Raw genomic sequence first — 13,454 nt, 5'->3', positions numbered from 1 at the left:
CCTTCCCGTTAAATCGTCAGCGGCACCAATCACTCTTTGAGACCGGAGAAATTAATGGGCAGGGACACTCCCAGGGAGAAATCCGGAGCATCCTCAGTCAGACCAATGCCAAGGCTGGTATTGATGATCGTGGTATCGCTAACACGGGTTCCCAGCGAAACACTCAGGAATCCGCTCATCTGGTCCTGGGCAATGGCCTGGTCGCCATTGGAGAACGTGAGAACGGTTTCGTCGCTGTAACTTAACTGCGCAGAAATGCTCAATGAAATATCGTAGGACAGTGAATAGGCAAACCCGGTAGAACCAGAAAGACCAAAGCCTGGCTCAACCTCATTCAGCAAGCGAGCACCCCGAACCTGTTGAAGATCTTCTGCCGGCAGGTTGTATGTGGCGCTTACAGAACCAAAAATCACCACCGGATCAAGTACCTTGGACAGGCTCGCGCCACCTCCGAGGGAGTAATAGCCACTGCCGGTAGAAAGCTGCTCCTTAATATCAATCTCGTAGGGGCTTACACCCGTTTTACTGGTAAATGTGCCGAAAAGGGTTGTCGACATTTTCCCGGGCACATAGGCAAACGGCTGCCAGCGGCCTGTCAATGAGATATCGCCAAAGTCGTACACATTCAATTCATCTTCGGTGTCGTACTTTACAACCAGGGGTATCCGTGCCCCAACAGTGAAGTTATCCAACAGCCCATAGTCATAAGAAAACGCATTGGTGAAGTTGTGAGTTGCCGAGGGAACCACATCCAGATTTCGAACCGAGCCGTTTGTAATAGCAAGGTCCAGGCGCTGATCGGCCGTGTAGGAGTAATCAAACGAATAATTAAGAGAATGGGTGCCTTTTTTCTGCAGGGAATAATTTTGCTCAGCTGCCTGGAACACTTCCTCAAGCTGTTGCGAAGAGTCTTTGTCGCTCTCCTGTTTTGCGAGCGCATCTCTCGCCTGATCTACACTCTCTTCCTGCGCCTGGGCAGTACCCGCAAGCAAACCCGCCGCGGAAACAAGGATAAGACCTCGCACAAGCCAACGTTTCATCCTGACTCCCTTAATTTTTGTTGGTAATAGCCCTGCGCCAGGCACTCCGCCCGGCCAATGTTAGTTACGACGGTAATGTAATTGCTTTCGAGTATTCTCAACACTGCCGTCGGGATTGTTCTTTTGACGCTCAAGTAAATTCTGGATACGCCTGGCGGTAGATTCATGGAACACTGGCATTTTCTGCAATGCCAGTAGGGTCATGGTCTGATCGTCTACAAAGCGCAGATCTTCTTCTTTGAGTTCGAGGTTATCCAAAGGCTTGTCACTCCCCGGAAAAACAATAAACAACACATTGTCGTGCCACTTTTCTTCAAACTGGGCCAGGGTGAAAGACAGGTTGCCAACGGCTGGATCAGCCACATACACACGGCCATCGCGAATGGTTCTAAGTACTACAAAGTGTTTGAAGCCTGCATGCTGGATAGGAACGATGGCCGGGTGGTCCAGGTCCATCAGATCGTCGGTTGTTGCGCGAAAACCGCCAGAGGGATACCCGAGTGCCGTCACAAGGCGCTTCATATCGAGCATGGAAAAGGCCCGACGCGACACGATACGGTCGCTTTCGCCGTAATGCAGCAGGCCTTCCATTACCTGCCGCTCTGAAAGGGTTCGACCCAAATAGAAATTAAGTACGGTTGTGAGTGCGGCGCTACCGCAGCTGTAGTCGTATGCCTGACGGACAATGTTACGAAAATTCTGCTCGACCAAAGGCTCAATGCGAAAGCCTGTGCGTAGCTCCACCGGGCTGGCATCGACCTTTTGCTCAACCACAATCGCGCCTTTTTCATAGGGCTCTACCACGGTAGCCTCCTGCACCATGGCAAATGTGAGAATGGATCCAGCGAGCACCAGCAGCATGTCAGATTAACTTCCTGTTTTTATTATCCGTGACATTTATCGGATTACATATTGTTACGGTAAGATACCGAAAGAACTGATGGCTTAAAGATAACTGTGCCTCAAATCTGGCCCTGCACCTGTCGCTTGTTTGCACTCTGGTTAACTGCCAGAGAAATACTGGCGTACCCCGCATCTACACACGTAGACATAATTTTCTTAAGCAAATCGTAAGGCAGTTCGCGGTCTGCCAGAATGGTGATAGCCCGCCCTGCTTCCGGTGCCGGCTTGCCAGACCGGCTGGCCTGGTAATCCAGCTCTTGCTTCAAGCCTGGCTCCACCTGCCCTTTCAAAGCCCTGAGTACTTCGCGTTTAATGACCACCTGCCCGTTTACCAGAATATCCTGATCCGTCACCGTTAGCGCCAACACCTCTCCCGGCGGTTGCACAGAGGAAGAATTCGGCAGTTTGATAGCACTGCTCTGGTTGAGTACCTGGACATCGGAAGAGGAATTAACCATCAGGAAGAACACAAGAATCGTGAAAATATCCATCAGCGACACCAGGTTCATTTTGCTTTGATGTTTATTGCGCCTATGGTGACGCTTCAGCCGGCGGGCTTTGGCAGATTCCTTCATGTTCGCCCTCCAGCACTCTGCGCTTCTTCAGCCCCTTGTATGGGGTCCTCGCCCAAGGACACTTCAGGAAACAACTCTGCCTCTACAAGACTACCTGCAACCACAGCATCGTAGGAGCGCACCGTATCCATTACGGTAACCAGCGTCTGGTAATTGGTGCTCTGTGACGGCAGGATAACCACGTCTTTTTTATCAGGTACACGGCTTTTCAGGATTTTCATTACCTTTTTGAGCCGGCGGAAATCATACTCGCCCCCGGTTTTCGCAATGGTCTTGATCACGCCCTCTTTGTTGTCCGCAATCACCAGACGATCAACGTGGATCACCACCTGTATCTGCAACTCTTCCGCCTGTTCCATCGTTATATTTTCGCCAGTGGGAAAGTTGAGCTCCAGAACGCTGGTGTGCGCAAATACCATGTTCAAAAGCAGAACCGGTACCAGCACAATCATAAGATTCATGAATGGCGTAATGTCCAGATCTGGCTCGCTCTTTAATCGACGATGTCTCCGCCTCATAACCTGAGATCCTTCAGCTGAGTATCAGGCCGGAGTGCCGATGGGTGCAGATGCAGTGGTCAAGGATGGCGCAGCTTGCGGTTGCGCATCAGGATGAGACCCGGAACTATCGCTAAGCAGGTTAAGCACCTTGATGCCAGCCATTTCAAAGCTGTCTATAATCTCATTGGTTTTAGTCTGTAAAACGGAGTGAATCAACAAGATGGGTATCGCCGACATAAGGCCGAAAGCCGTGGTGTTCATGGCCACGGAAATACTTTGCGACAGCAAGCTGGCTTTTTGCGCAGGGTCGGCAGCTGCAACGGCGGTAAATGCGGCAATCAGCCCGATAATGGTCCCTAACAAACCTAATAATGTTGCGATATTAGCCAGGGTTGCAAGGTACTGTGTACGCTTTTCAAGACGGGGCATTACATCCAGCAGCCCTTCTTCCATGGCGTACTCGATGTCTTCACGCCCCTGGCGGCGAGCCAATCGCTGAAGCCCGAAACCGATCATAGTGGCCATCGCGGTACCGGATTCCTGAGCGTAACGGAGAGCCCCGTTGAAATCGCGCTTCGCAATCATTTGGTGCAGGCGGTTAAAGTCCCTTCGATTAGCAATCTTCTGGGCAGACAGATATACGTATCGCTCAATGGCCACAATAAGCCCGACAACCAGAACAGCGGCTATAGGGAACATAAAAAAGCCACCTTCCTGAAAAAAGCGAACGGCAGTATCGATCATTTTCTGGGCACTCCATAGACAAGGCGTTAACCCAGTCTATGCGCTACTGAACTTTAATTGTGGCAAGAAGCGGGCAGTCTTTATTGTGATGTGTTTTGTTTTGCACTCGGGCACACACATACCGTGACATACGTCTCACTGTCACCCTTTGCAGGTCACGACCCCAAGCCATCTGCCATTGCGCATCAGCGTTCAGATAACCCCTGTTCATGGCTCAGCACGGCCTGCTTGCGCCTAATGCCCCAACGATACCCGGAAAGACTGCCATCACTACGCAACACCCGATGGCACGGCACAACCACCGCCAGAGGATTGGCAGCACAGGCGCCAGCGACGGCTCTTGACGCAGCAGGCATTCCCATACGCCGGGCAATGTCTCCATAACTTGCTGAACTGCCAGACGGAATATCTCGCAATGTTTGCCAAACACGGCACTGGAACTCAGTGCCACGGAGATCGAGTGCGACGGAGAGCGGCCTGCGGCTGTCAATCAGATACCTCATTACGCTTGCAAACCAATCGGCACGGGAATCATTTGCGTGGATGAGGATGGCATCGGGAAAGCGGCGAGCCAGCTCCGCTACCAACTCATCCCGGGATTCCCCCGGTAATACGGCACAGACACCGGTATGCGAGCATGCAACCAGAACTTCACCAAGGTAGCAGTGGCCAGCCTGCCAGCTAATCGTTTCATTTTTTGCACCCTTTGCCTTCATGGAAGCCCCCTCCGCCCGGAACGTCAGCGTTCTTCGGTTGCGCTCTATTCGCTAGCGCAGTATGGCTTATGTCGGTGAAGGTGCAAACGCGTATTTCTTTACGCTAATCCAGAGGACATGTCTGGCTCTGACAACCTATCTTTCATCGGTTTCGGCCAAAAGTCCGGCAACCCGAGCCTGAAGTTCGGGAACAACTTCCTCTTCAAACCAGGGGTTGCGGCGCAGCCAGAGATTGTTACGCGGGCTGGGATGAGGCATCGGCAGGAGGTTTGGCCAGTATTGGCGCCAGTTTTTGACGTTTTCAGTCAGGGACTTTTTACCGTCCGGAAGGTGCCAGGCATGGGCATATTGACCGATAACCAATGTTAGCCCTACGTTGGACAGGCGGTCCAATAAGGCATTGCGCCAAGCGGGTGCGCATTCAGGTCTGGGCGGCAAATCACCGGTCTTGCCTGTACCAGGGTAGCAGAAACCCATGGGAAGAATGGCGAGTTTGCTGGCATCGTAAAAGCTTTCTCGAGTCACACCCATCCACTGTCTGAGCCGATCGCCACTGGGATCGTTGAAAGGCAGCCCTGTTTCATGAACACGCCTTCCGGGCGCCTGACTCACCACCAGAATGCGCGACGTCTGTGACAACTGTATAACCGGTCGTGGCCCCCGCGGCAGAGCATGGGCGCAAATCGTGCAAGCGCGCACTTGTCGAAGCAGCTCATCAAAAGGCAGTTGGGAAAGTGTATCCGTCATCGGTTTAAGGTCATCCTAACAGCTAAGATCCGAAAGACTGGCGGCCGCAAGGCATTCGATCCCGGCCCAGTCTTTGTTCGTAACAAGCTCTTCAGGCGTCAGCCAACTGCCGCCTACCGTTTGCACATTGCTCAAAACCAGATAGTCCCCAGCCGTATCCCGACGAATACCGCCCGTCGGGCAAAAAGTTACGTCCGGAAACGGACCACGAAAGGCTTTGAGTGCCGGAATACCACCGGCCACATCTGCAGGGAAAAATTTAAACTCGCGATAGCCCAAGCAGTATCCCAGCATCAACTCTGAGGCTGTTGAAATACCGGGTAACAGAGGTGCCTCAGAGGTTAACGAGAATTCAAGAAGCGATTCGGTGATACCGGGGGTAATGATAAATTGCGCGCCAGCAGCCTCCGCCTGACGATACTGGGCCAGGCAGGTGACCGTTCCCGCGCCCACCCACGCGTCCGGAAGGGCTGCCCGCACATCTTTGATCGCTTTCGCCCCGTGCTCCGTGCGCAAGGTTATCTCCATTACCCGTATCCCGCCATCAAAGAGAGCCTGACATAAGGGTACCGCTTCGTCCGGGTGCTTTATGGTGATAACAGGCATCAACACTGATACATCTAAAATTGCCCGGATACGCTCACGGTGAAAATCGGACAATTGGCTCATAGCAACCTCCAGAGAGCATTAAGGGCTTAAAATGTAGTAATTATATATAAATAATCACACCAGACTGGGAGTAACCCAAGGTTGATGCCTGGGCACTGATACGTTTACTACCCAAATTACCGTAAAATCCCGGTATACTCACCCCATATTTACTACGATTTCACCCAGAAGACAGGGAGTAGCTTTGATGGTCGCAAACCAGGCGCATCGTGACGACAATTTGTTGGAAGATATCCAGTCACGACTGGAGACACTGAATAAGTCCGAACGTAAAGTGGCGGAAGCCATCCTGCGTGACCCGAGCGCGGCCACTCGATACAGCATTGCCGCTTTGGCCAGGGCTTCGAACGTCAGCGAACCCACGGTAAATCGATTTTGTCGAGGCTTCTCGGCCACCGGGTTCCCCGACTTCAAGATTCGTCTGGCTCAGAGCATTGCCACCGGCACGCCGTATATCGGCCAAAACATTGAACCTGACGACACAGTTGCAGAGTTTGCCGATAAAATCATGCTGAGCACAATGTCTAACCTGGACAAAGCCCGTCAGGCGCTGAACCCCCGGGCCCTGGCAACCGCTATCGACTATCTGATTCAGGCAAGGCAAATCAACTTTTTCGGCATGGGTGGGTCTGCGTCTGTAGCGTTGGATGCCCAGCACAAGTTTTTCCGTTTTAACATACCGGTTATGTCCTATGACGACACACTGATGCAGCGCATGGTCGCTGCCGGGGCCAGCGTTGGAGACGTTATTGTGATGATCTCCTACACCGGGCGCACCAAAGAAACCGTCGATATTGCGCGTATTGCCCGCGATAATGGCGCTACTGTTATTGGCATTACAACCCCGGACTCACCGCTGGCAGAAACCTGTACAACAACCCTGGAAGTGACGGCGCCGGAAGACATAGAGGTTTATATGCCCATGTCGTCCAGAATCATCCACCTTACTGTTATTGATATTCTGGCTACGGGAGTGACGCTCAAACGCGGCGCAGACTTTCTTGGGCACCTCAAAAAAATCAAAGACAGCCTGAAGCCTACCCGCCTTCCGCCAACCTCCGACTGACTCAAAGTCTTATTAAAGTAAATAAAAAACCCGGGCAACATAATTGTTACCCGGGTTTTTTATTTCAGCCGTGCTTTAAGGCCGGGATACTTCAGCCGTGCTTCTCAAGTACTGCTGATAGGCTGCGTACTCACGCTGCCCCTCAAGAGAAGCCAGGAACGTACGCAACTGTTTCAGTTCTGCGCTTCCTTCTTCAGCTTCGCCTTCGTTTACGGCATCCAGTGCAATCACTGCAACACCGCTTTGCGTCATCGCGGTGCCGTAACTCGTCTCGCCTTCGGCTGGCCGCGTCAGGGAGAAAGCAGTCTGCATTACGCGCTGATCAGCCCCCTGGGCATTCCGTGCCTGATCGTTAAACTGCTGCCAATCGCCCGCATTGAGATCAGCCAGCGTTTCACCTTTCTCCAGGTCGGCAATGATGGCTTCAGCCCGGTTAGCAAGCTGTTCACGGGTCTTACGTGCCTCGAGGTTTCTGCGAATATCGTCTCGCACATCCTCAAGCGCAAGCTTTTGCGCTTCGCGGTATTCACCCACGCGGGCCACCACCGAGACATTATCGCCAACATCGATCAACTCGGTATTATAACCGTCCTCAAGCACGTCGTCCGAGAACAACTGGCGAACCAAACCCGGGTGATCAAACGGCGCCTGACCGCCTTCTTTGGTAACCCCTACCGCCTCACGAACCTCCAGACCCAATTCCTCTGCAGGGCCAGCCAAATCGTCTGCGGCATAGGCGGAATCCGCCAGCTCGGAACGTACTTCGGCGTATTCTTCCTGAGCACGCTCACGGGCAAGCTCATTACGAAGCTGTTGCTCCAACTCCGCCAGCGGCGGAACCTCTGACCGGCGCACATCGTCCAGGCGAATCAGGTGCACACCAAAACCGGTTTTAACCGGATCTGATACCTTACCTTCTTCCAGGGCAAACAAAGCCTTTTCAAACGCCTCGTCATAGACACCACGACCGGCATAACCAAGGTCACCGCCTTCTTTGGCAGACACGGTGTCGACAGAAAACTCCTTCGCAAGGTCGCCAAAGCTCTCCCCAGCGTTTAAACGCTTCTGGATCGAGGCCATCTTCTGTTCAGCATCAGCACCATCTTCAATCAGAATGTGAGAGGCACGGCGCTCTTCCCGGGCCAGGTCATCAGCACGTTGCTCGTAGTATGCTTCGAGGTCACCTTGGCTGATGTCGACTTTGTCGGCCAGGGCGCCTAACGACAAGGTTATGTATGCGGCATCCACTTGATCTGGCTGCCTGAACGCATCGCTGTTTTCGTCATAGAAGGTTTCAATCTCTGCATCGGTCACTTCTACCTCACCGGATACAGCTGTTGCCGGGATCTGAACAACGCGAAAGTCTCGCGTCTGATTTTGAATGCGCGACAGTTGTGCGACATTCTGATTTGCAACGAGACCACTCTGGATAACCCCACTGCGGATCTGATTAACCACATATTGCTTGCGCATGGCTTCGCGGAATTCCCCCACACCCATGCCCAGGTTGCGTACCGAAGAGACAAAGCGATCGCGGTTAAACTCACCGTCAACCTGAAACTGCGGCATTTGGGTAATCAGAGCGTCGACATCCTCATCATCGAGCACAAACCCCTGAGCCCTGGCGTCCTGAATCAGTACTTGTTCCTGAATCAGGGTATCCAATACATCTTTGCGGATCTGATCTTCATTCAGCATAGCCGGGTCGGGACGTTCCATCTCCGACAGTCGACGCTGGCTTTCCATTTGGACCACCCGAAGGAACTCCCGCTCGGTAATGTCCTCATCGTTAACCGTTGCCACCTCCGGCTCGCCGGAGAAACCACCAACAATGGCGTCCATTCCCCAGATGGAGAGAGACACGATCAACAGACCGATAATGATCTTGGCTATAGTGCCTTGGGCATTTTCCCGCATATCTTGAAGCATGTTTCTCCCGAACCCCTTTGCCGGTACTCTCAACGTAAAAAGGCGCACCCTGTCGGAATGCGCCTTGAATTCTTCTTGGCGCCCCTAAATAAAGGAGCCGCCGGAGAAAGAACCGTTACTTAACAGCGTCTTTCAGAGCTTTGCCTGCCTTGAACCCCGGCACTTTGGAGGCCGCAATCTTGATCTCGGCACCGGTTTGCGGGTTACGACCCGTGCGCGCTGCACGATCTTTCACTGAGAAAGTACCAAAACCGATCAGAGTAACCTGATCGCCTTTTTTGAGGGCACCGGTGACAGAGTTGGTCATTGCGTCCAGAGCACGGCCAGCGGCTGCTTTGGAAATATCTGCTGATTCTGCAATTGCATCAATTAGTTCGGACTTGTTCACACTAAACCCCTTCGCTTTCAGGTTGAAGATGTTATAGGTCGGTTTGTTTTTTCTGGGACTTTCCCGACTATCGCATAAGCGGTCGGAGAATTCCATTCTTCGGTTTTCTTATTCCTTTCGGCATTCAACCGGTGTTTGGAATAGGCACATACTGCGCGGGAGCCCTTGGTATTGGCTGCTTCACGGCGAAACAGTTATACCAATGGGCTCTCCGGCATGTCAACAACTCATCCAAGCTTTAATGTGTATTTATGCGTTCTGCACTGTCACCTTCATCATCCCGGGGCTTACCTGACCCTGTTTCAGATGATGAACCGGCGGTATGTGGCTCGGGGGCGTAGGCCAGTGCAATGTCTAAAACATCATCAATCCACTTCACCGGAACAATCTCCAGAGATTCCTTTATATTTTCCGGTATCTCCTTGAGATCTCTAACATTTTCATCAGGAATGACGATGGTTTTTATGCCGCCTCTATGGGCCGCAAGAAGCTTTTCCTTGAGGCCGCCAATGGCCAGCACTCGACCACGCAGCGTTATCTCGCCGGTCATCGCAACGTCGGCACGCACCGGAATTTTTGTCAGTGCAGAAACGAGAGCTGTGCACATCCCAATACCGGCACTGGGACCATCTTTTGGCGTTGCACCTTCGGGCACATGCACATGCAAGTCGTGTTTTTCGTGAAAATCGTCTGCTATCCCCAAGCCCGGAGCCCGACTTCTTACCACGGTAAGCGCGGTTTGAATCGACTCCTGCATGACATCCCCGAGAGAGCCTGTTTTCACAACTCGCCCCTTACCGGCTGTGAGCGCGCACTCAATGGTCAGTAGTTCACCACCTACCTGTGTCCAGGCCAGACCAGTGACCTGCCCTACCTGATTGGTTTCCTCTGCCAGCCCAAAGCTGACCTTGCGCACACCTGAATAGTGCTCAAGCATCGTTGGCTCAAGGGTTATAGTCGCCTTATCACCGGCCTCCACATGCTCGCGAACAACCTTTCTGCATATCTTGGCAATTTCCCGCTCCAGTCCGCGCACACCCGCTTCGCGGGTATAGTAACGAACCAGATCACGCAGTGTATCCTCAGGCAGCGTCAGCTCATCTTTGCGCAGGCCGTTCGCTTTTATCTGTTTGGGTAACAAGTATTTAAGCGCGATATTGACCTTCTCGTCCTCCGTATAACCCGGAATTCGGATAATTTCCATCCGATCCAATAGCGCAGGCGGAATATCCATGGAGTTAGACGTACAAACAAACATGACGTCGGAAAGGTCGTAGTCTACCTCCAGATAATGGTCGTTGAACGTGTGGTTCTGTTCAGGGTCCAGCACTTCCAGCAACGCCGAGGCCGGGTCCCCACGATGGTCCATGCCAAGCTTGTCGATCTCATCAAACAGGAACAGCGGGTTTTTAACACTCACCTTGGACAGTTTCTGTAATAACTTACCGGGCAGCGCACCAATGTAGGTTTTACGGTGACCACGAATCTCAGCCTCATCGCGCACACCGCCAAGTGCCATTCGCGTATACTTGCGGTTAGTGGCCCGGGCAATGGATTGCCCAAGTGAAGTCTTACCAACGCCGGGAGGCCCTACTAAACACAGCACTGGCCCCTTCACTTTCTTCACACGACTTTGCACCGCCAGGTATTCGAGAATACGCTTCTTGACCTCGTCAAGGCCGTAATGGTCTTGATCAAGAATCTCTCGCGCCTTTTCAATATCGTGGCGTACACGGCTACGCTTTTTCCAGGGTATGGCCAGCATCCAGTCTATATAACCGCGCACAACTGTGGCTTCGGCAGACATCGGCGACATCATTTTAAGCTTATTCAGTTCTACTTCGGTCTTCTTGCGGGCCTCCTCGGGCAGGCCCGCATCCTCCAGCTTTTGCTCCAGCTCTTCGAAATCGTTATTACCTTCGCCCAGGTTACCCATTTCTTTCTGGATAGCCTTCATTTGCTCATTCAGGTAATACTCACGCTGACTGCGTTCCATCTGTTTCTTTACACGGCCACGGATGCGTTTTTCAACTTCAATCAGGTCGATTTCGCCGTCCAGCTTTCCAAGCAAAAGCTCAACGCGGCGATTCAGATCCAAAGCTTCCAAAAGCTCCTGCTTCTCCGGAATCTGCATTTCAAGGTGAGCGGCCATGGTGTCTGAGAGGTGCTCTAACTCCTCAATGCCCGTCAATGCATTTGACACTTCTGAAGGCACTTTTTTCGAAAGCTTCACATACTTTTCGAACTCATCCATCAGAGTTTTCAGGAGCACTTTTTCTTCACGCTCAGGCAGGTTTTTTTCGTTCAACAGAGTCGCGCGACCGGTTAAATATTCCGCTTCGGAAATATTACTGATCGTTGCCCGGTTGTTACCTTCTACCAGCACTTTTACAGTGCCATCCGGCAGGCGCAACATTTGTAGAACGGTAGCCAGCGTGCCCGTATCAAACACATCGTTTGGGCCTGGCTCATCTGTAGAGGCCTTCCGCTGGGCCACCAGAAGGATTTCTTTGTCTCCTTCCATCGCAGCTTCCAAAGCCTGAATGGATTTTTCACGGCCCACAAATAAAGGGACCACCATGTGCGGAAACACCACGACATCACGAAGTGGAAGTAGTGGGTATTCTTGCACGGTATCTTCGGGTATCCGAGTCATAAGGAATCCTCTGACGGTGTTTGTCTCAGCATATCACCCTTCATTGGGGCGGCCGCCGGAATTGCAATCTTTTTACCAAACAACACGACACTTGGCCCTGCTAACACAAACCATTAAAAAAGGGGCTTTCGCCCCTTTTTTAACTCTACATATTATCTCACTCAGCGGTGACAACCTGATTAGTCATCAGGCACAGCCTTGGCATGATCAGTATTTGCATAAATCTTGAACGGTTCAGAATCGCCCTTGATCACGCTTTCGTCGATCACAACCTTGGAAATATCATGCTCAGACGGGATCTGGTACATGGTATCCAGCAGCGTCGCCTCCATGATGGAGCGAAGGCCACGGGCGCCGGTTTTGCGCTCCAATGCTTTATCAGCAACTGCACGCAGGGCGTCCTCACGGAAATCCAGTTCCACGCCTTCCATGTCAAACAGCTTTTGATACTGCCGTGTGAGAGAGTTTTTCGGTTCTGTCAGGATTTGAACCAGTGCGTCTTCATCCAACTCGTTCAGAGTGGCAACAACTGGCAAGCGCCCTACAAACTCCGGGATCAGGCCGTATTTGACAAGATCTTCTGTCTCAACGTGCTTGATCACATCGCCCATATTCTTACTGTCGTCATGGCTGGCAACGGATGCCGAGAAGCCAATACTGCTCTTCTCAGTACGATCACGGATCACTTTATCCAGGCCGGCAAACGCGCCGCCACAGATAAACAGCATGTTACCCGTATCAACCTGCAAGAATTCCTGTTGCGGATGCTTGCGCCCACCTTGTGGCGGTACGGACGCCACCGTACCTTCAATCAACTTCAGCAAAGCCTGCTGTACACCCTCACCTGAGACGTCTCGTGTGATGGACGGGTTATCAGACTTGCGTGAGATCTTGTCGATCTCATCGATATACACAATGCCGCGCTGGGCCTTGTCCACATCGTAATCGCATTTCTGAAGCAGTTTCTGGATGATGTTCTCAACATCCTCACCAACATAACCGGCTTCGGTAAGCGTTGTGGCATCTGCAATCGTGAATGGTACATTGAGCATGCGCGCCAGAGTTTCTGCAAGCAGAGTCTTGCCACTACCCGTTGGGCCAATCAGCAAAATATTACTTTTGCCAAGCTCCACATCGCCCTTCCCTTCGCCGTAGCGAAGACGCTTGTAATGGTTATAAACCGCTACCGCGAGCACAACCTTGGCGCGATCCTGGCCGATGACATATTCATCCAGTGTGTTGCGGATTTCAGCCGGTGTCGGGAGACGGTCACTCGGCTCCTCCTGTGCATTCTCCTGAATTTCTTCACGGATAATATCGTTGCACAGGTCGACACACTCATCGCAGATGAACACCGAAGGCCCTGCAATGAGCTTACGGACTTCATGCTGGCTCTTTCCACAAAACGAGCAGTAGAGCAACTTGCCGTTATCGTCGCCTCTGCCGTTTCTTTCATCTGCCATTGAAATACCTCTGATCTCGTTTTGCCGGCGCGTGAAGTAACTGTGCGCCGGCCAAGGG

General features: G+C 52.2%; 13 protein-coding genes. 1 reads left to right on the top strand and 12 read right to left on the bottom strand.

What is annotated here, in order from left to right:
• Nucleotides 1-29 precede the first annotated feature (29 nt).
• From ACTHYN_RS08100 to eda, 8 genes are all read right to left on the bottom strand, one after another.
• On the bottom strand, nt 30-1,040 hold the full coding sequence (locus ACTHYN_RS08100) for a transporter (protein WP_441811946.1): 1,011 nt from the start codon (nt 1,038-1,040) through the stop codon (nt 30-32).
• 60 nt (nt 1,041-1,100) lie between these two features.
• Nucleotides 1,101-1,901 carry a C39 family peptidase gene (locus ACTHYN_RS08095; protein WP_441811945.1) on the bottom strand — a complete coding sequence of 267 codons (801 nt, stop codon included), beginning with the start codon at nt 1,899-1,901 and terminating at the stop codon, nt 1,101-1,103.
• A gap of 101 nt (nt 1,902-2,002) precedes the next feature.
• Complete coding sequence (locus tag ACTHYN_RS08090) at nt 2,003-2,518, bottom strand: ExbD/TolR family protein (RefSeq protein WP_441811944.1); 516 nt, start codon at nt 2,516-2,518, stop codon at nt 2,003-2,005.
• Nucleotides 2,515-3,036: an ExbD/TolR family protein gene (locus tag ACTHYN_RS08085; protein WP_441811943.1), complete on the bottom strand. Its 522-nt coding sequence runs from the start codon at nt 3,034-3,036 to the stop codon at nt 2,515-2,517. Before ACTHYN_RS08085 ends, ACTHYN_RS08090 begins: the two co-directional genes overlap by 4 nt.
• A gap of 24 nt (nt 3,037-3,060) precedes the next feature.
• Nucleotides 3,061-3,762 carry a MotA/TolQ/ExbB proton channel family protein gene (locus tag ACTHYN_RS08080; RefSeq protein ID WP_441811942.1) on the bottom strand — a complete coding sequence of 234 codons (702 nt, stop codon included), beginning with the start codon at nt 3,760-3,762 and terminating at the stop codon, nt 3,061-3,063.
• A 185-nt stretch (nt 3,763-3,947) separates the two neighbouring features.
• A complete protein-coding gene (locus ACTHYN_RS08075; protein WP_441811941.1) occupies nt 3,948-4,478 on the bottom strand; it encodes a methylated-DNA--[protein]-cysteine S-methyltransferase in 531 nt (176 codons plus the stop codon).
• Nucleotides 4,479-4,613: 135 nt separating this feature from the next.
• A complete protein-coding gene (locus tag ACTHYN_RS08070; RefSeq protein ID WP_441811940.1) occupies nt 4,614-5,225 on the bottom strand; it encodes a uracil-DNA glycosylase family protein in 612 nt (203 codons plus the stop codon).
• 15 nt (nt 5,226-5,240) lie between these two features.
• Nucleotides 5,241-5,894, bottom strand: a complete 654-nt coding sequence (gene eda / locus ACTHYN_RS08065) for a bifunctional 4-hydroxy-2-oxoglutarate aldolase/2-dehydro-3-deoxy-phosphogluconate aldolase (protein WP_441811939.1) — start codon at nt 5,892-5,894, stop codon at nt 5,241-5,243.
• 187 nt (nt 5,895-6,081) lie between these two features.
• On the opposite strand from eda, the gene hexR reads away from it, so the two are divergent.
• Nucleotides 6,082-6,960 (top strand): transcriptional regulator HexR, encoded by an 879-nt coding sequence (hexR, locus tag ACTHYN_RS08060; protein WP_441811938.1) that lies wholly within the window; start codon nt 6,082-6,084, stop codon nt 6,958-6,960.
• Nucleotides 6,961-7,035: 75 nt separating this feature from the next.
• Here hexR and ACTHYN_RS08055 read toward each other — a convergent pair whose 3' ends face one another.
• The 4 genes from ACTHYN_RS08055 to clpX form a co-directional block, all read right to left on the bottom strand.
• Nucleotides 7,036-8,889 (bottom strand): SurA N-terminal domain-containing protein, encoded by a 1,854-nt coding sequence (locus ACTHYN_RS08055; RefSeq protein WP_441811937.1) that lies wholly within the window; start codon nt 8,887-8,889, stop codon nt 7,036-7,038.
• A gap of 115 nt (nt 8,890-9,004) precedes the next feature.
• Complete coding sequence (locus ACTHYN_RS08050) at nt 9,005-9,277, bottom strand: HU family DNA-binding protein (RefSeq protein WP_441811936.1); 273 nt, start codon at nt 9,275-9,277, stop codon at nt 9,005-9,007.
• Nucleotides 9,278-9,515: 238 nt separating this feature from the next.
• Nucleotides 9,516-11,933, bottom strand: coding sequence for an endopeptidase La (gene lon / locus ACTHYN_RS08045; protein WP_441811935.1), 2,418 nt, complete (start codon nt 11,931-11,933; stop codon nt 9,516-9,518).
• Nucleotides 11,934-12,112: 179 nt separating this feature from the next.
• On the bottom strand, nt 12,113-13,396 hold the full coding sequence (gene clpX / locus ACTHYN_RS08040) for an ATP-dependent Clp protease ATP-binding subunit ClpX (protein WP_441811934.1): 1,284 nt from the start codon (nt 13,394-13,396) through the stop codon (nt 12,113-12,115).
• Nucleotides 13,397-13,454 lie beyond the last annotated feature (58 nt).

Origin of the sequence: Marinobacter sp. (assembly GCF_052091845.1) — a bacterium.
Taxonomy (GTDB): Bacteria; Pseudomonadota; Gammaproteobacteria; order Pseudomonadales; family Oleiphilaceae; genus Marinobacter.
Note: the sequence above shows the minus strand (reverse complement) of the source record. Positions and strands in the feature narration are given on the sequence as shown.